Origin of the sequence: Pseudoalteromonas haloplanktis ATCC 14393 (assembly GCF_000238355.1) — a bacterium.
Classification (GTDB): domain Bacteria; phylum Pseudomonadota; class Gammaproteobacteria; order Enterobacterales; family Alteromonadaceae; genus Pseudoalteromonas; species Pseudoalteromonas haloplanktis.
Genome location: NZ_AHCA01000005.1, coordinates 204632 through 223393 on the forward strand (window position 1 = coordinate 204632; position 18762 = coordinate 223393).

The 18762-nt window shown below is 40.7% G+C and carries 19 protein-coding genes; 8 read left to right on the top strand and 11 right to left on the bottom strand.

Annotated features, from left to right (window positions below):
- Positions 1-111: 111 nt before the first annotated feature.
- Positions 112-2025 carry a hypothetical protein gene (locus PHAL_RS0111495; RefSeq protein WP_016708559.1) on the bottom strand — a complete coding sequence of 638 codons (1914 nt, stop codon included), beginning with the start codon at positions 2023-2025 and terminating at the stop codon, positions 112-114.
- 354 nt (positions 2026-2379) lie between these two features.
- Entirely contained in the window at positions 2380-3036 is a 657-nt protein-coding gene (locus PHAL_RS0111505; protein ID WP_016708561.1) for a Crp/Fnr family transcriptional regulator, read from the bottom strand.
- 269 nt (positions 3037-3305) lie between these two features.
- Here PHAL_RS0111505 and PHAL_RS0111510 point away from each other — a divergent pair, with 269 nt between their 5' ends.
- Entirely contained in the window at positions 3306-3530 is a 225-nt protein-coding gene (locus tag PHAL_RS0111510; RefSeq protein ID WP_016708562.1) for a YgjV family protein, read from the top strand.
- A 19-nt stretch (positions 3531-3549) separates the two neighbouring features.
- Here the strand turns inward: PHAL_RS0111510 and PHAL_RS0111515 are convergent, their stop codons facing one another.
- Positions 3550-5208: an amidohydrolase gene (locus PHAL_RS0111515; protein ID WP_016708563.1), complete on the bottom strand. Its 1659-nt coding sequence runs from the start codon at positions 5206-5208 to the stop codon at positions 3550-3552.
- A gap of 150 nt (positions 5209-5358) precedes the next feature.
- On the opposite strand from PHAL_RS0111515, the gene PHAL_RS0111520 reads away from it, so the two are divergent.
- Positions 5359-6990 (top strand): methyl-accepting chemotaxis protein, encoded by a 1632-nt coding sequence (locus PHAL_RS0111520; RefSeq protein WP_016708564.1) that lies wholly within the window; start codon positions 5359-5361, stop codon positions 6988-6990.
- A 26-nt stretch (positions 6991-7016) separates the two neighbouring features.
- Here PHAL_RS0111520 and PHAL_RS0111525 read toward each other — a convergent pair whose 3' ends face one another.
- The 4 genes from PHAL_RS0111525 to PHAL_RS0111540 all read right to left on the bottom strand — a co-directional run bounded on the left by PHAL_RS0111525 (position 7017) and on the right by PHAL_RS0111540 (position 8113).
- Positions 7017-7253 carry an EF-hand domain-containing protein gene (locus tag PHAL_RS0111525; protein WP_016708565.1) on the bottom strand — a complete coding sequence of 79 codons (237 nt, stop codon included), beginning with the start codon at positions 7251-7253 and terminating at the stop codon, positions 7017-7019.
- Between the two features lie 12 nt (positions 7254-7265).
- On the bottom strand, positions 7266-7502 hold the full coding sequence (locus PHAL_RS0111530; RefSeq protein WP_016708566.1) for an EF-hand domain-containing protein: 237 nt from the start codon (positions 7500-7502) through the stop codon (positions 7266-7268).
- Positions 7503-7634: 132 nt separating this feature from the next.
- Positions 7635-7862, bottom strand: a complete 228-nt coding sequence (locus tag PHAL_RS0111535) for a hypothetical protein (RefSeq protein WP_016708567.1) — start codon at positions 7860-7862, stop codon at positions 7635-7637.
- Positions 7863-7885: 23 nt separating this feature from the next.
- Positions 7886-8113, bottom strand: a complete 228-nt coding sequence (locus tag PHAL_RS0111540) for a cag pathogenicity island protein Cag25 (RefSeq protein WP_016708568.1) — start codon at positions 8111-8113, stop codon at positions 7886-7888.
- Between the two features lie 318 nt (positions 8114-8431).
- Between PHAL_RS0111540 and PHAL_RS0111545 the strand changes: the two genes are divergently transcribed.
- From PHAL_RS0111545 to PHAL_RS0111560, 4 genes are read left to right on the top strand one after another with little or no spacing between them, the layout of a single operon-like run.
- On the top strand, positions 8432-9898 hold the full coding sequence (locus tag PHAL_RS0111545) for a sensor histidine kinase (protein ID WP_016708569.1): 1467 nt from the start codon (positions 8432-8434) through the stop codon (positions 9896-9898).
- A 1-nt stretch (position 9899) separates the two neighbouring features.
- A complete protein-coding gene (locus PHAL_RS0111550) occupies positions 9900-10442 on the top strand; it encodes a hypothetical protein (protein ID WP_016708570.1) in 543 nt (180 codons plus the stop codon).
- A 2-nt stretch (positions 10443-10444) separates the two neighbouring features.
- A complete protein-coding gene (locus PHAL_RS0111555; protein ID WP_016708571.1) occupies positions 10445-11794 on the top strand; it encodes a sigma 54-interacting transcriptional regulator in 1350 nt (449 codons plus the stop codon).
- Between the two features lie 8 nt (positions 11795-11802).
- Positions 11803-12303, top strand: coding sequence for a DUF1543 domain-containing protein (locus PHAL_RS0111560; protein ID WP_016708572.1), 501 nt, complete (start codon positions 11803-11805; stop codon positions 12301-12303).
- 21 nt (positions 12304-12324) lie between these two features.
- On the opposite strand, the gene PHAL_RS0111565 is transcribed toward PHAL_RS0111560, so the two are convergent.
- The 4 genes from PHAL_RS0111565 to pdsR form a co-directional block, all read right to left on the bottom strand.
- Positions 12325-12558: a hypothetical protein gene (locus PHAL_RS0111565; protein ID WP_016708573.1), complete on the bottom strand. Its 234-nt coding sequence runs from the start codon at positions 12556-12558 to the stop codon at positions 12325-12327.
- A 50-nt stretch (positions 12559-12608) separates the two neighbouring features.
- A complete protein-coding gene (locus PHAL_RS24250) occupies positions 12609-12767 on the bottom strand; it encodes a hypothetical protein (RefSeq protein ID WP_016708574.1) in 159 nt (52 codons plus the stop codon).
- A gap of 107 nt (positions 12768-12874) precedes the next feature.
- Positions 12875-15007, bottom strand: a complete 2133-nt coding sequence (pdsS, locus tag PHAL_RS0111575; protein ID WP_016708575.1) for a proteobacterial dedicated sortase system histidine kinase — start codon at positions 15005-15007, stop codon at positions 12875-12877.
- A complete protein-coding gene (gene pdsR, locus PHAL_RS0111580) occupies positions 15007-15696 on the bottom strand; it encodes a proteobacterial dedicated sortase system response regulator (RefSeq protein ID WP_016708576.1) in 690 nt (229 codons plus the stop codon). Before pdsR ends, pdsS begins: the two co-directional genes overlap by 1 nt.
- A 227-nt stretch (positions 15697-15923) precedes the next feature.
- On the opposite strand from pdsR, the gene pdsO reads away from it, so the two are divergent.
- Entirely contained in the window at positions 15924-16661 is a 738-nt protein-coding gene (gene pdsO / locus PHAL_RS0111585; RefSeq protein WP_016708577.1) for a sortase-associated OmpA-like protein PdsO, read from the top strand.
- 39 nt (positions 16662-16700) lie between these two features.
- A complete protein-coding gene (locus PHAL_RS0111590) occupies positions 16701-18713 on the top strand; it encodes a marine proteobacterial sortase target protein (protein WP_029216125.1) in 2013 nt (670 codons plus the stop codon).
- Positions 18714-18762: the final 49 nt, after the last annotated feature.

An 18762-nucleotide genomic window follows, 5' to 3' on the forward strand; every position in this document is an offset into this window, starting at 1 on the left:
ACCCGGTAATTATTTTAGTTATAAATACTATAAACCAAAAATAACCTAATAACGAGATAAACAAAAGCCGCGCAAATGCGCGGCTTTAATAAAAAATCGTTCTACCCTTGATTAAGAGCCTGAACCAGAACCTGAGCCAGAAACTGGCACGGTTTCAACTTCACACACTACAGGGATATCAAATGTAGCTGCAGTTGTGTTTGCCGCTACAGGAGTTGATGTCCATACATTCGTGTTGTAATCAAGGTAACTAGCAGAGTAAGTTCCGCCTTGCTCTAAGTTCAGGTTGAAAGTACCTGTAGAGTAAATAGTTTGTTTGAAAGAACCATCTTTAAACAATCTAACCAGTGCAGGTGTTGCAACAGGCGGAGTATTGACTTCAAAATCACCCGTGTTACTACATACTAACTGAGTTTTGATTTGCTTAGTTACAATTGTTGGTGGAGCAATTGTAAGAGTTAGATCTTTATCTTGTAAATCACAGATATTGCTTACAGATAGTGCAGATGGAGCGCCATCAGTGTTAGTTGATAAGCCATCTAATACGTTTTGACCATTGCGTAACACTTTAACTTTCACAGGGAAACCTGGCGGTCTTCTAAACGTTGCTGATGCATAATTACCGTCACGGCTAGTATAAGAGCTTCTATAGCCATTAACTTCAAGTAAAATAGTCGTTTCAGCTTTATTAGCGTCACCATTATTATCTAAAATATTGAATTTCACACTTGAACACTTGCTGTTGTTAAAGTAATCAAGATTCCAGTAAGATAAGTGATTTACATCAACTGAAACATCAAATGTTGACGCATTGCCGCTATCAGTTACTTCACCGTAGCTTTCGAATCCCCATTTACCAGCATCTTCATCATAGCTCCAAACTGGGAAAATATCACCAGCGGCAATTTTACGAGCTACAGGAGCTGAAACTGTACATACGCCATTTTTAAAGCCATTTGCTTCAGCATAAGCTTTAATATCAGCTGTACCAGCTGGTAAAGTTACAGGACAAGGGTTCGATGTTTTCTTATCTACCTGCATAGCCACAGTAATTGTATTGTCATTACCGTTAGCATCTTTACCAAAGGTACTTACTTTGTTACCAGCATCATCAACCAGTTCAATAGCAACAAAGCCACCAGAAGTGAATGAACCTTCAACTTGCTCAGTACTGTTAGGATCAGATGCTACAGATAGAGCTAGACCACCAGGAAATGCATCTAACGATGATGAAGTGGCAGCAGCTGAATCAGCTTCTTCATCATTACGTGTTGCTTCATTCGCAAAGTAGGCAACTGTCATTTTTGGAACGGTCGCTAATGCTGTACCATCTTTAGCTAGGAATTGCGTGCCACTTTTAATTTTAACTGTTGAGCCACCAACTGCAACACCCGCTTTGTTAATTGCTTGTGGTAGAGCGATTTCTGTTTTATCGCCAGAAACTGATAAACCCGATGCAGGGTCGTACGATACTGTGGTATTTTCCCCAGCAGGTACAAGTTCTTCTAATGTTTTAGTATCAGCAACAATGGCTACATCAGAATTCGCAAGAGTGCGAGGTGTTAAACGAATCTCTTGGGCAACAACGTTATCAGTAGTTGACAGCGTTAGTGTTCCTGAGTTGTTTAAAAAACCATCAGCAGAAATAACATAGTCATAGCTAACACCTTGAGCAGGGATAGAGCCCACAGTAAATGCGAACGAGCTAGCAGTTGATGACTTGTCAGTCTCAGCTAAAGCGTTACCTGCTGCTGTTAAAAGGCCGTCTTCAGATGAAGTGAAGCTAATCATAGCTGTTACCGTGTCAGCTAAAGGAGCACCTGTTACATCCACGATATTAACAGTTACTGAACCAGCTTGAGCTTCTATCGCTACTGGTGGAACAGCAACATCAACAGTTTCTTCAGGTGGGACTGGAGGCTTAACATAATCGTTGTTGTCATTGTCACTAAAACAGCCACTTAGTGTTGCCGTTAGACCAAGTGCAAGAGCTAGCTTGGTGAGCTTGAATTTATTATTTCCCATAATCGTTACCTTTCTTTCCTTTCTCTTTAAAGTAAACAGACTTAATTGCAGTTCTATAAATGTATCGAAGCACGTACCAGATCAGGCTTGCACCTATAATACAATAATTGGTTAATCAAGGATAAGCGCACATTATATATACGTCAAGTGAACATTATATATACTTTCATTAATTAAATAAGAAAATTGTTACCAGCGGAATGTAAAAATTCACTGTTTAATTTTTGAGCGTTTTGCGTAATCCAGTTGTTAGGTTGCTATGCTAAAGTAGTGGGCTGCGCTTGTAAATGTAAATAGTTGTATCATAGTTAGTGAAACGTTGTTTTTTTCTGCTAAATTTTGGCGCTCAGTCATCTATAATTGTGAAAAACTATCTACGTAATCGCTAAGTCTATCCAAGTCGACCGCTTTTAGACCATTATTTGAGCGAGCAACTAAACCTTTTTCTACTAATTCAGAAACTACGCGACGATAAGCCCGCTCTGTGGTGGCAAAGCGTTCTGCTTCAGCATTAACTGTTGGGTATGCACGCAATAGTGTTGGGTTGTTTTTTTCTGCGCGTAATAAGCAATCTTTAGCAATATTATAACCTAATGGTAATAGTAATTTGTCTAAGTTAATTTTTTGGTTTTCTTGAAACTTAGCGGCAATAGTTTGCGCTGTGTATAAACTGAGCTCTGGTTTTTCAAGTAATAAAGCACGCCAGTGTTTTAGCTCTATTAAGTTGTAGCTAACATCACTAAAGCAAGTAACAGTATAAATGCAAGGGTTATTGTTAAGCGCTTCAATTTCGCCAATTAGGGTATTGTTGCAATCTAGCTGGCCTAGTAGCAAGCGACGACCATTACCTACATCATAGCTAAACGATATAGTCCCACTTCTGACCAATACTAATTTGCTCAGAGGTTGATCTTGGTGGAGCAAGACTTCTTTTTTTGAGTGTTGATAACGACTGCCAGCAAACGTAAGTAGCTGGTCGACGAGATAGCTGGAAAAATGATATTGAAACATCAACAATGCCCTTCGGACAATTGTCCTATTTATTACACCTTAATGACGCTAGCATTAAGATTCTGAGAATTTACGCTAACTTACTAGTTTAGTTAACGAGATTAATTAAACTTAATACCTATATCCCGTGTAATGATTATAAAAAGTGTGCTTTAAAGCTGCTTTGGGTTTTTAGTAAGTTAGCCTTTTTATACTGTTGCTATATTGTGGAATATCTTTGTGTAAACTACAACATTTGCAATGCTAACCTAAAGTATCGGAGAGAACAAATGAGTTGGGAATATTTGGGCTATTTAGCCTCGGCTTTACTAATTGTCTCTCTAACCATGAGTGATGTGAGCAAACTTCGCTGGTTCAACCTTGCCGGTTGTATTGCATTTACAGCATACGGGGTTGCGATAGCTGCTTGGCCTGTAGCTATTACCAATGGTTTACTGACATTTGTGAATATATATCATTTATTAAAACTTAATCGTCAGCAAAAAACGTCATAACAACTCGCCAATCGAGTTGTTATGACTCCGATGGTTGTTCTTGCGCTTTTTGATAGCGCAGCTCGCCCCCAATCCATGTTTGGTTAACTGTAATAGTAAAAATGTCTTCGACTTGGACTTTAAAATAATCTTTATCAATTAAAATAAAGTCAGCCCATTTACCTTGCTCTAAACTGCCTAATTTAAACTCTTGATGTGCGGCATAGGCTGCACCTAATGTGAATGCTCTTAGCGCATCTTCTCTGCTGAGCGCTTCGCTAACACGCCACCCCTCAGCTGGTAACTGATTGTGATCTTGGCGAGTTATTGCTGAATACAAACCATCAAATGGATTAGCCAGTTCAACAGGGTAGTCAGAACCGGCGGCTACAACTGAGCCTTGCTTTAAAAAAGTCTGCCAAGCATAAGCGCCTTGCAACTGGGTGTCGGCAAGGCGTTGCTCAGCCATATGCATATCAGATGTGGCGTGCACAGGCTGCATTGATGGAATAATTTTAAGTGTTTTGAAACGAGGAATATCAGCCGGGGTAACTATTTGTGCGTGCTCTATGCGGTTACGCAATAAAATACCGCCCGTTTTTTTAAACACGTTTTGATAAGCATCCAATACAATATGGTTTGCCTTATCACCAATAGCATGGGTATTCGCACTAAAACCATGGCTAAAGCTTAATGTGAAAAGTTGCTCTAGTTTTTGCTGAGTCTCTAGCATTAAACCTTGGTGGTTTTTTCTATCGGCGTAATCATTTAGCAACGCAGCACCGCGACTTCCCAAGGCACCATCAGCGTATATTTTTACACTGCGTATTGACATAAAGTCGTTAAGATCTTTGTAGCGCCCAGCCCTGAGCATACTTTCAAGTGCAGGATCCGTTGCACTGAGCATGGCAACTATACGCAGTGGTAGTGTGCCTTGCTCCGCTCTTTGCTTATAAATTTGCCAGGTTTGTTTATCAATACCGGCATCATGAGTTGAAGTTATTCCTAAACTTACAAGGTGTTGGCCTGCTTGAGTTAATGCATTGCTTACGTCTTGATCGGATGGAGCTGGAATATGTGCAGTGATCAAGCGCTCGGCCTTATCGATGAAAATACCACTTAGTTTACCCGTTTGGTCACGAATAATTTCACCGCCCGTGGGGGCTTGTGTTGCGGCGGTTAACTTTGCCAGTTCTATCGCTTTACTGTTAACCCAAATCGCGTGACCATCTATCCGTGAAAGCACTATCGGAATATCTTTTACAACTTTATCTAAATCAGCTGCCGTAGGAAATTGCTTGTCAGTCCATAACTCTTGATTCCAGCCGCGGCCAATTATCCAGCCATTTTTATTCTTGGCAAATAGTGCTAGCTGCTGCTGGATTTGTGCAATCGAGGTCGTGCCGCGTAAATCGAGCTGGGTTAAATTATTACCCAATCCTATAACATGGCCATGGGCGTCTATTAAACCAGGTAACAGGGTCTGTTGCTCAGCATCAAAAGACTCTGCATCAGGAAAGCTGCTTTTTAGTTTATCGTCACCGACTTTAACAACTTTACCGTCTTTAATAACCAAGGTAGAAAATTGTTGTAATTGGCCGCTATAAGTTGGTGTGTAGCCATTCGCGTTATAAACCACTTTAGTATCAGCGATAGTAAAGAATGATAAAAAGAGCAAACAGCTCAATAAGCATTTCATTGTTAGTATTCTTTTAAGTGCCCTTGGTAGTTAAACAGTAACAGAGAATGACGAGCCTGCAAATTAAATAGCCTAAAAATATTTATAGTTTAATATTTTAAGCTATGCTTATGAATTAGTTATTATTAATTTATTTTAATCGGAACATAAATGAAGCTTAACCAACTGGCTATGCGTAGCAAATTCATACTCTTATCAGCTTTAATATGCATCATTTTTATTGTTGCGATGGCATTTATTAAAGTTGCTAATAATCAAATAGCAGCAGGTTTTGAGCGCTTCTATCAACATAATTTTATGGTAACTAAGCTCAGTGCAGATCTAAAGCAAGCTCAAGATGGCATTTTATCTGGGGTAAGGGGATTGCAAGTTGTTTACTTACTCGGCTTAAAAGAACAAGCACCTGAGTTACTCAATAGTATTGATAAAAATGTTGCACTAACAATGCCACTCATTCAACAAATTAGCCAAGCGTATAAAGGTGAAGCTAATTTACTTATCAGATTAAAAAATAACTCGCAGCGCTACGAGCAAGCAGCAATTCAATTTAAGCAGGCAATGGAAAGCGCAGCTGATAATAAAGCGGATTATGCTATCTATCGTGAATTTGTGGACTCTCACAATGCGTTAACCGATTTTTTTGACGAGTTTGAAAAAATCAATGTCGCACAAGTTGCAAAAGCGCAAGCCGCGGCGCAGCAATCCATTGATTTTGCAAATACAGTATTTTATTTATCAATTTTAATTGCGCTTGGTTTAGCTGTGTTATTTAGCCATATGTTGTCGCAAAAAGTGGTGATGGGATTAACGATTGTGAGCGAAAGTGCCCATGCTCTACAGCGCGGCGAATTAGATCACTACTCTCAAGTAGAAGGTGAAGATGAAGTTGCTGATTTAAGTCGTACCTTAGATGCTACAATTCGTCACTTAAATACCACACTGGCCACTATTCATAACTCTGTAGCACAAGTTAATAATCATAGTGATGAGTTACTCAGTTCAAACACTCAAATTCAAACGGCTACCTCTGAGGTCTCTGATCATACAACACAAGCTGTCACTGCAATTGAAGAGTTATCTGTCACCAGTAAGAGTATTGCAGTAAATACTGCTGAGTCAGCGACAGCTTCAGATAGCATGATGCAACTTGCCAATAGTGGATTAGAGGCGTCTGAGCAAACCAAAGAGGCGGTGAGCCATTTACTAGGCACATTAAACGAAACATCAGACGTTGTTGATCAACTGCAAAGTGAATCCAGTAAAATTGAGACGATCCTTGATGTGATCCGTAATATTTCCGAACAAACTAATTTACTAGCACTCAACGCTGCAATTGAGGCTGCCAGAGCGGGTGAGCAAGGGCGCGGTTTTGCTGTGGTGGCTGATGAAGTACGCACCTTAGCTCAGCGTTCTCATAGTTCAGTAAACGAGATTGAAACAATGCTTGGGCAGCTTCGTTCTGCAAGTCAAAATGCAGTGACTATGATGGCTGATAGCACAAGAGTTGCAGCACAAGCTGAAGATAAAATGGATGAAAGTAATCGCTTATTAAAAGAGATTATGGAAATGATCAATCAAGTAAACGACCAAACACAGCAAATAGCAACAGCAGCAGAGGAGCAATCAGCGGTTGCTGCTGATATTAGCCAAAATATGCATACCATCCACACTCTAACCGATACCACCGCTGATATTTCGCAACAAACTGCGAATACCAGCAATAGTATGGCCGAACAAAGTCAATTGGTTTTAAAGCAAGTTGCATTCTTTAAATTAAATTAACTTTGCGACAGTGGTATAATCTACACTTACTTATTAGCGTACATGCTAAATTCTGCCAGCGATAACTTGTTATCTTTATCGCTGTCGTAATTTTTAAAGCGTGACCATAGTGCAGGATCTTTCGCTGACTCTGAGCGAGTGAGCAACCCGTCTTGATTACGGTCTAAGTTTTTGAATTGTTCGGCAATGCTATCAGTTGTTGCAAAACTGCTACAGCTGACAATAAGGAGTAAAGCATACCCTAATTGTATGGTGTATTTCATTGGTGAAACTCATTAATGCAGGTTATTAGTTAAAAAGTTCTTAAATTCGACGAGTGAAATCTTGTTATCTCGGTCAGTATCCCAACGCTGAAACTGTTTTATAAGCTGTGGCTGGGCATCTAACTCATTTTCGGTTAAGTAACCATCTCTATTGTTATCTAAATGATCAAAACGTTGTTTTACATCCAGCGCCATAGCATTAAAGCTGCTAGCTAACATTACAGTTAATGGTACTAATATGCTTTTCATTGTTAAGGTCCTTTTAGTTAACTTGAGTCAGGTTAGCGAGTAAAAAGATAAAGTATTTGCCATAATTTAAATCCCAACATTAAATCCGTTTACACATTCCCTCCGGGATTATGGCAAATACTTTAAAGTCTTTTAAATTTTAAAATTAGCAAACTCTTGCTCTGATAACACCTCGTCGTTGTTATCATCTAGATCAGTAAACTGCTTCAATAAAGCATCATTTTGCTTCGCTTCAAGTAATGATATTTGTCCGTCAGCGTTAGTATCTAGTTGTGCAAATTTAACGTTTAGCTGCGATGCTAAAACGGTGGCGCTAATGATTAAAAACATTAATGAAAAGGCGGCGATAAGTTGTCTCATAACTGTATTTCCTTATGGGTAAGTTATTGTAAAAACTGCTTAAATTCAGTCATTGATATTTGACCATTCTGGTCTTTATCAATTTGCTCAAAGCTTTCATGCAAGACTGCATCTTCCGAAGCTTCGGCTTCACTTAATGTGCCATTGCTGTCTTTATCAAGCTCTGCGAAGGTAGCCTCAACATCCATTGCAAAGCTATTAATGCTAAATAGGGCGTAGCAACATAAACATAGTGGAGCTAATACTTTCATATAATTACCTTATAAACAGTTGTTGCTTCAGGTATTACAAAAATGATGCCAATAATATTTTTATTTAAATATCAATAGTTTATGGTTTTTTGGTGAAGTTCAGTGTGAAATAATGACTCAATACTGTGTCTTTTTTGCAACAGTTTTTTGTGCTTTTTAATAAAATTACTTAAAAACAAATGGTTAAGTTGTTTCAATTTAGCGTCAGTAGTTTTACAGAGGCTATAAAGTTCATCTTATTCATTATTCTTATTGATTCAGCTAGTGTATAAGTAACACCTTTCATAATTCAATATTTAAACTAAAGGAGTAGCGACAGTGGCCTCACTCGCTAAAAAGTACAGCGCTTTACTTCGTTGGCGACCTAATTTAATTGGCCAGTTTTTATTTAGTACTTTGTTATCTTTACTGCCATTGTCATTGGTAGTGATTGTGTTTTTAAATGCGTTGAACAAACAGCTTGCCGTAACTCAACAAATCGTCAGTGATAACTATCAAATAACCAAGTCATTTAATAACCTAAAACAAGACCTTAATAGTTTAGAGCGGGCAACGCGACAAAACTGGGTGCTAAAAAGTGAATCGCTTGATGAATTGATAGTTGATAAATGGCAATCGTCGTTGCAAAGTATTGATGAACTGACTTTTATTAGTCCTACAGGGGATTATATTAACCAATGGCAGCAACTTGCCAAGGAATTGCAGCTAGCGCATACACAGCTTGTTAGCGAAGGGCTACAAGATGCGCAATTATTTATTCCGGTGAGTGAATTAATCGCTCGTCAAACCTTATGGCTAAGAGATCAAAACGAACTACAAATAACTAAAAACCAGCAACAGTTAAAAGCATTACAAAATTCTTTTATTAATTGGCTGATAGCCCTTACTCCGTTAACGTTACTCGTAGGTGGTGGTTTTTTGTGGCGTATAAGTGGTCGATTGAAAGGCTTAACCTCAGTTATTGATAAACTCGGACAAGGTCATTGGCAGCAAAAAATATCTGTACAGGGTTCTGCTGAACTGGTTGAACTGGGTAATAAATTACAATGGGTGCAAGAGCAATTGCATCAATTAGAGCAACAAAAAGATACCTTTTTACGCCATGTTACCCATGAATTGAAAACTCCTTTAGCATCAATGGTGGAAGGGACCGACTTATTAACCGATGAAATCGTTGGGCCAATTAACAAAGAGCAGCAAGCCGTACTGGAGCTTATCACCCAAAGTATGGTGCGCTTGCGAGCAATGATAGACAGTTTGCTCAGCTATAATGCAATTCGCAGCAGTAAAGAGGACTTAAGTGAGTTGGTTTTTTCGCAATTAATAACCAAAATAAACAATCACTTTGAGCACCGTTTAGTGGCACGCAAACAAAGTTTATGTTGGCATTGTGATTTACCTGAGCAGCCGCTGGAAATAGCAGCAGAGCTTGTTGAAATGATTTTAATACAGCTAATTTCTAATGGCTTGAAGTTTTCAGCGCAACAGCAAGCAGTTGATATCCATTTATCGTTAGCGGGCTCTACCTTAAAAATGATCGTCAGTGATCAGGGCACAGGTATTCAAGAGCAAGAAAAGTCACATATTTTCAGTGCTTTTTATCAAGGTAAAAATGCTAAAGATGTGACTGCGCAAGGTAGCGGCTTAGGGCTGACAATTGTTAAAGAATCTGTTGAGCAATTAATGGGAACTTTGCTGCTTGAGCAGAATGAACCACAAGGTTGTCGTTTTATAATTCAAATCCCAATCATCAATCCAACCAATAAAAACCAAGGAGTTAATTAGCATGGGCGTGCGTTTAAATACCATTTTAGTGGTGTGTTTCACCACTTTAGGGCTCGCTGGGTGTGAGTTAACTGAACAACCAGTAAAAGAAGATAATACCGAAGCAGAGCAGGTTGTTAAAGTGGTTGAGCCACAAGGTGATGGCCTACCAAATCCAAAACCTCGGCCAAAAACCGATCCTATGTATCCGCCGGCAGAAATCGTCATTGGCTGGCATGCGAAGGCCTGTGGAGGCTTTAAAGTGGTGGCGAGTAAGGTTTCTTATATTGGCACCAAAGAGATCCAGAACTACTTTGATTTTAGTTGCAAAAATAATGTATTAGCGCCGGAAAAGGTATTAACGCAATTATTAAAGCTTGATCAGGCGTATTATTGGCCTGATGATATAAAACAGTATTTATGGTTACAAAAACAGCAAATAAAACAACAAATAGACGCCAAGAAAGAGCAGCAAGCACTGAATAATAAAATGCAAGAGACCCTGTCATCGTTGGCAACTATTGAGCAGCAATTATTACTACGCGAAGAAACTAAGGAGCAGTAATCATGTCGATAGAGCAAAATCAAGGCGCACGAATTTTACTGGTTGATGATGATGCAAGTTTATTAAAGTTACTGGCTATTCGTATTGAATCTAAAGGCTATCAAGTAACGACCTGTGAAAGTGGTATAGCGGCTTTGCAGTTATTAAAAAACCATGTGTATGATGCGGTAGTAACTGATCTACGTATGGATGAAATGGATGGTATGGCATTACACCGTCAGTTGCAGCAGCGTTACCCAGCACTGCCGGTGATCATGATGACAGCGCATGGGTCAATTCCCGATGCGGTTGAGGCCACGAAGCAAGGGATTTTCGCGTTTATTACTAAACCGGTAGATAAAGATGAATTATTCGATAGCTTAGCTAAAGCGATTGAAATTCATGGCTTAAGCGCTGATGAAAACACAGCAAGTAGTAATATTGTAACCCGCAGTGGCGCTATGCTGCATTTGCTTGAACAAGTTAAATTGCTAGGCCCTACACACGTAAATGTATTAATTTCAGGTGCCAGTGGTACAGGTAAAGAGTTATTAGCAAATGCAATTCATCAACACAGTCATGTCAGTGATGGCCCGTTTGTAGCCATTAACTGTGGTGCGGTGCCAGGGGAGTTGCTCGAGTCTGAATTATTCGGCCATAAAAAAGGGGCGTTTACAGGCGCCGTTAAAGATCATCAAGGGTTATTTCAACAAGCCCAAGGTGGTACTTTATTTTTAGATGAAATTGGTGATATGCCGCTTAATTTACAAGTTAAGTTACTACGTGTTCTGCAAGAGAAAACTATTCGTCCAGTGGGCTTTCAAGAAGAGATCCCGATAGATGTACGAATTGTTTCAGCAACCCATAAAAATTTACCGGATGCGATTGCAAATCAACAATTCCGTGAAGATTTATACTATCGCTTAAATGTGGTGAATCTTAAATTACCGCCTTTATCTGAGCGTAGAGAAGATGTCAGTCTATTAGCACAGTACTTTAGCGCCACCATTGCCAAGCGAATGGGACAAAAAGAGAAGCGCTTTGCCAGCGAGGCTATGCATGCATTGGTGCGCCATGATTGGCCTGGTAACATTCGCCAATTACAAAATGTGGTTGAGCAGGTTGTTGCACTCACTCCAGGTGAGGTAATATCGGTACAACTGGTGGAGAGTGCGCTTAATAGTAATGACAGTAATGTTGAGCCGCTTTCGCTAAATGATGCTAAAAAAGAGTTTGAGCGTGATTATGTTATTAACACCTTGAAAATGGCGGGTGGTAATGTGGCCGAAGGGGCAAAACTGGCTAAACGTAACCGTTCAGATTTTTATAAGCTAATAAAAAAACACAACATAGACGTTGATAGCATTTGCTAGGAGAAAACATGCAATTATTTATGGTGTATTTAGGTGGGCGAGTTCAGGGATGCCATATTGAAATGCATGATGTTCGTTTTGTGGTAGGGGAATCAATCGAGCAAACGTACACAAAGTTAAAAGCGCAGTGGGTTGGCGATAAAAATAGTGTGCATATGGATAGTTACATGGCGGTCAATTATATCGATGGTTTTGCCGTTAGTGTGGTTGATGAGCCTGTTGAACAAGCTGAGCAGTTATACTTCGTAAATTTAGGCGCTTACCGAGCAGACAGTTTAGCGGAACAACATGATTTTGCACTGTATGTAGCGAGTAGTAGTGATGAGGCTAAACAAAGAGCAAAACAGGATTTACTGGCTGGCCTAAGCCATATTCATAAAGATGACTTATACGACGTAGATGATTGCTTTGCTGTTGATTTACTCGACAGCCAACTGCACATCAAGCTCACCCCAAGTGGCCAATCTCAAGTTATCAAGCCTGACTGGTTTGGTTATCATATTTTATAACACTGTTACCTGACTAAGCGGCTAATCGTGGTCGCTGTGTTCCGCGCGCTCTTTATCTTCGCTTTTACTGGCAATTTTAAATGCAATAATTACTAAGCCAAACATAGCAAAAGGGAGGGCAGCAAGTAAGTATTCTGTCAGGTTACTGTCAGCAAAGCTGGCTTGTAATAAAAAATGCCCTGCAACGCAGAGTATGATCACAATGAAGAGAATAGGTAATAGAATAAGTTCTTTTTTGGCTGAGTGAGTTTTCATTATTAGGCGGTGCTTTTACAAGGTGCGCCATTGTAATGAGCAAAGCGCTTTTAGGTCAAATAACTTGTTTTATAAATAGTGGCTGATTGCGCTGTATCAAGTTTTTCAGTTTCAGGCTCTAAGTCTTCAGTGGTGGCCTCATCACACTCAGCATGATGATACAGGTCGAATATAAAATCGATTTCTTCGCGCTTTAATACAGTTTGCATTTTAACCTCCTAATAATCAGTCTAAAACTTGCTGATAATAAGAATATGCCTGTGAGCCTGAATTATAGGTGAACGTTTATTGGTCAAATTGTGTAGAAATGTAACCCTCAACATTTAAATAATGGCATCTTAACAATAAACTCAACACCGTCACCTTGTTGATTATTGACCGCAATGACACTGCCTTTATGGTATTCACAGACTAAACGTACAATGTATAAGCCTAAGCCTAAATGAGGTTGCTGTTGTAGTTGTTGGCTGCGCACAGAAACCATTGAGTCAAAAATATGTTCGGCCAGCCCTTCAGGTAATAATGGTCCTTTATTTTTAACCGTTAAAACGGCCTCGTTGTCGCTTTTAGTTAAGCTGATACTAATTGCACTATCGTAAAGATTAAATTCTAAAGCATTATTAATGAGTTTATCGAGTAGCTGAGCGACAAATTCAGGCGCCCCCATCACAGTTAAAGGAGAGTCGCAGATATCGATAGTAAAAGCCTGTTGCGGGTAGGTAAGTTGGTAGCCTTGCATACAGCCCGTTATCACTTTTCGTAAATCAAATGGTTCAGCTTCAGCGTTTTGAATACTTTGCTCAAGACGAGTTGCTTCACTCATGGTGGTAATAATTTTACCTAAACGTTCTACCCCTTCACTGGCTCGATCGAGGTACTTTTGGCTAAGTTCACTTTGCGGTTGCATTTGTAAATTCTCAAGCGAACTTCGTACTACCGCAACTGGGGTTCTTAGTTCATGAGATAATCGCGACGACATGGTTTCTAAATAGTTAGTATAACCTCCTAAGCGACTAACAATATTTGCAAAGCTGCGAGATAAATCGCCTATTTCATCGTTTGAGTCAGAATAATTAATAGTACCCGTTACACGCCCTTGGGCATCAATAGCTTGCTCTGCGGTATCACGCAGTCGGCGAATACGACTTGAAATTCTTGAGGCAAAAAAGAATAACGTTACCGTGCCAATCAGCATAACAGCTAAAATGACATTAAATAATTTCTCCAACGATTTATTACGCAATGTGCGAACACCGTTGGTTGTTTCTTCGGCAATTACTGCACCAATTACTTGATCTTGGATCCAAATTGGATAAGCGGCCGATAAAATAACTGCTTTATTGTCGGGAGTGAGTCGCCATGCAGAGGCTGGCGTACCATGCAGTGCTTTACCTATGTGTGTGCCTTGCATGGCGGCTACATCGTGCAAGGTATCTAAAAATTCATTTTCAGGGCGGGTAAGTACTTTATAGTACAGTGGGTGTAAATAGTTTTTTTCAAAGCGCTGCCACCAGGTTTTTGCGGGCTGCTCATTCAAACCATCAGCCCAAACACCATCGGCATGATGAATCGAACCTGATTGCGCAAGTACGCGGTGATGATTATCAACCACCCAAATTCGACTACCGCTGTGTCCCATGCCTTTTAAAATACGGTTTATTTCAGGGGAGGGCACGAGTACTGAGCCAATATCATTAGGGTTGAGTATATTTGACGTTGACATTAATTGTGGCTCAACTTTATCAATGTCCCAGTCTTCTATGGCAAAACCTAGCTTATTGCCTAACATAGTGAGAGGAAAGCGCAGTTCGATGTTGTAGCCTGTGGCTGTACTAACAAAGTAACCCTGAATTTTAGTAACAGGTAGTTTAGTTTCGGCGTCAAAAGCATTCACCCAGCCATCTTGGCGAGCGGCAACGATGTAGTGTTTAAATTCCCCTTGGGGCGTTTTTAACATGATCTGTAAATGATCGTTTCGGGTTAAGCTCAAACTATTCTTAGCGCGGTAAACGAGTGAGTCATCGGTTACTTTAAATACTGCATATAAAAACGACTCATACTTGCCAACCATGTGATCAAACGATAGATCAGTACGTTGATGATCTGCTTTATCACCTTGCAAATATCGCTCATCATAGTGCCAGATCAAGCTTTGGTATGGCTGCCAGTCAGATAATTTACCATCAAGTTGAATAGGGTTGCTGAGGTTGTAGGCATATAGATCACGGCCTTTGACGACTTGATCTAAAAAATTGGTTTGTGAGTCAAATAAAGCCGGGCGTTCATGTAATGCAGTTGCAAGGGCGCGAGTGGTGCCAACGAGCGTTTTTTCTTGCCCTTGACGGAGGAATTTTTCCATTTCCCACACATATTCATAACCAAGCCAAGGTAATAAAAACAAAAAGCATGACAGCAATATAAATTTACTGCGCAAACCAAAACGCAGCATTACACCTGCTCCCAGCGGTAGCCCATACCATACACGGTATCAATACAATCAAACTGCGCATCTAAGACGATAAACTTCTTACGAATGCGTTTTACATGTGAGGTGATGGTGCTGTCGTCGACATAAATTTTGGCATCACTCATTAATTCATTACGGCTTTTTACATGGCCTGGACGCTGCGCTAGCGAGTGCACCATCCAAAACTCTGTGACAGTTAAATCCACTATTTGTTGCTGCCAAAACACTTGCATACGCTGAGTATCCAGTGTCAATGGGCCGCGATTGAGTAAGGCATTGATATCGGCTGGTTGCTCCAGCGCTTCCATGCGTCTAAATAGTGCACCAATTCTGGCAGCTAAATGCGCCATACTGATGTCTTTAGTAAGGTAGTCATCAGCGCCCATGCGCAGGCCGCACACAGTATCTATTTCGCTATCGCGAGCCGTTAAAAAAATAATTGGTAGCGTTTTAGAAAGTGAACGCAGGGTTTGGCACAGTAAAAAACCACCATCAATTTCATGGCCTAAACCAATATCAACAATGGCTAAATCGGGCAAGGCATCATTAAAGGCTCGCTCTGCACTTTGGCGGTCACTATAACCACTGACTTGATAACCTTGCGCGCTGAGCATTTCCATGTAATTTTCACGAATAGCGGGTTCGTCTTCAATGATGGCTATTTTTTTCATCTTAATCATTATCCTATCGTCTATGCTGTGCACTATAACGAAGTTTTTAACCTAAGTAAGGTTAAAAAGGCAATTGCCATTTTTTTGCCACAATTGCTCAGCAGTTTGCCCTTTTTGCTCCCCTTTATTGCCACTTCAGCTTGTTTTAATAGCGTTATTCCAAATCGGGCAGCTACCAACCCATGAGTTGCCAACTATTAAGTTACTAAGCAAAAAAGGATTACATCATGAAGAAAATTATTATCGCTTGCACCCTCGCAACTATTTTTGCAGCACCAAACTTAGCGCACGCTGACGCAGCTGTAGTTAAAGCAAAGGAAACGCATAAAGAAACCGTTATCGGACTCAGTACTGGCGCAATTTTAGGCGGTATTGTTGGCGGGCCAATTGGTGCGTTTGTTGGTGCATTTGCTGGTGGCTTGATTGGCGAGCAAGAAGTCGCTGAAGATAAAATTGCCGAGCAACAACGTGCTTTATTGGTGATGCAAGATAAAACCGCAGATTATCAAGATGTCCTTGCTCATAACGCACAACTGAGTGATCAGCTTGGCTTATTAGAAGAAAATAATGAACGGCTGGCACTGGCTCAAATGCATAACCTAATGGCCATGACGATTCAATTTAAAACCGGTTCAAGTGAAATCGCGCCGCACTTTGCCAGTCAACTCGACCAGTTGGTGAATTTGCTACAAAGCCAACCTGACTTGCAGTTGGATTTAAACGGCTTTGCTGACCAGCGAGGTGATGAACTGGCTAATTTAGCTCTCTCAAAACAACGAGTCGCAGCGGTACAAAGCTACTTAATCAAGCAAGGTATTGCACATACCCGTTTGACGGCAACGGCTTTTGGTGAGCAACAGACCGTGGCTGATAGCGATAATTATGAAGAAAACATGTTTGACCGCCGTGTGACCTTAACCACTCGCCCAAGCACTCAGCCGTATAGTCAAACTGCGAGTAATTAATTGCCATTTTGCCAAGTAGCCGCCAAGGGAGTGATTTTTATGTTGAGTAAACCAAGCAAGGTGTTAACCCGTAGCCGTTTATGGCTACGGGGAACCCTTTTTACCTTTATTGTGCTTGTGAGTGGGATGAGTAATGCCAACACATCGCCAGAACTAACAATGTTTGACAGCAGTGGTGCAATGGCTGCACCTGGCGTTATCCTAAAAAGTGATGCCACTATGACACTTACAGGATTGATAAACCATGTTGTGGTCACTCAACATTATCGCAACGAAAATCCGTTTGCTGTTAATGCGCGTTATGTATTTCCACTGGCCGATGAAAGTGCGGTCCATGCCATGACGATGCGTATTGGCGAACGGGTGATCAAAGGTGAAATTGATAAAAAAGCAGTGGCTGAATCTCGTTATCAAGAGGCTAAGCAAGCAGGTCAACAGGCTGCATTGGTTCGCCAACAACGAGCGAATATGTTTGTAAGTAATGTTGCAAATATTGGCCCCGGTGAGGAAGTGCAAATACAGCTGCAATATCAAGAAGTGATTGATTATCGCAGTGGTACATTTGCATTGCGCTTTCCAACCACAATAACCCCGCGTTACCATCCTATTAATGGTGTTTTGCAAGCACAAGAGCAAAGTGATCATCCAAGCAGTAATGAGCAGCCCTCGTTTACACCGTCAGCATGGATTGCGCCGATTTACTCAACCTCGCGTCATGGTGATGCCCCGCAAAGTGAGTTTAGTTTAACAATTAATATTGATGTTGGCTTAGAGCTGGTCGATATTCAGTCAAAATACCATAAGGTTGCAATCGAGAACCCTGCTTTTGGTCGATATCGAGTTGCTTTGAATGAATCTAATGCGATGAATCGTGACTTTTTACTAGAGTTTAAACCACTGCAAAAAGAGCAAGCGCAAGCGGCATTTTTTACAGAGCAGCTTGACAATGGTGAGCGCTATGGTTTGCTAATGTTATTGCCGCCAGATGATCATTTTACCCAAACCCAGCGTTTAGCAAGAGAGCTTATTTTTGTCGTTGATACTTCGGGTTCTATGCATGGGCAGTCAATGGAACAAGCCAAAAGTGCGCTATATTATGCGCTATCATTACTCGATAGTAACGACAGCTTTAATATTATTGGCTTTGATGACCAAGTAATGCCGATGAGTACTCAACCAGTGCCAGCAAACGATTTTAATCTACGTCGCGCAGAGCGTTTTGTTTACGACTTACAAGCCGATGGCGGCACTGATATTAAAGGTGCGTTGGATAGTGTGCTCGATGGTCAAGCGCATACCGGCTATGTACGCCAAGTGGTGTTTTTAACTGATGGCAGTGTTAGTAATGAAGACGCCTTGTTTAAACATATAAGCGCGGAACTTGGTGATAGCCGTTTGTTTACTGTGGGGATAGGCAGTGCACCAAATAGTTATTTTATGCGCCGCGCCGCAGATGTTGGACGTGGCACATTTACTCATATCGGTAGTACAGCTCAAGTACAGCCCAAAATGCAGCAGCTGTTTGATAAGTTAGCACACCCGGCAATTACACAGCTTGCGTTGATAAATGATGGCATTGATCAGCAACTTGAATATTGGCCATCGCCTTTGCCTGACTTGTATTTTTCAGAGCCCGTTATGGTGGCCGTTAAGCTTGACAGCCAAGCTGCGATTACATTAACCGGGCAAACGGCGCAAGGACCACTGGCAATAAAATTAAGCACCCAACAAGGGCAATCAGCGCAGGGTGTTGCACGACTTTGGGCACGCCAAAAAATTAAATCTTTATTGCTTTATAATCAACAACAGCAAGTAAAAGCACAGGTTGAGAGCTTGGCGCTTGAGCATCAATTACTCAGTCCTTTTACTGCTTTTATTGCAATTGAGCAAACACCGTTGAGTACAGTTGCTGAGCATAATGTACAGGTTGCAAATCAGTTACCACAGGGATTAACGATGCGATTACCGCAAACTGATGGACAAAGCAGGCTATCTATTGTGTTGGGATTGTTGCTGCTATCAGGGGTTGCTGTGCTTAGGTTTAAAAAATGAAAACAGTGTTTGGCATCGTTTTATTAATTGCAGGCGTGGGCTTGTTTGG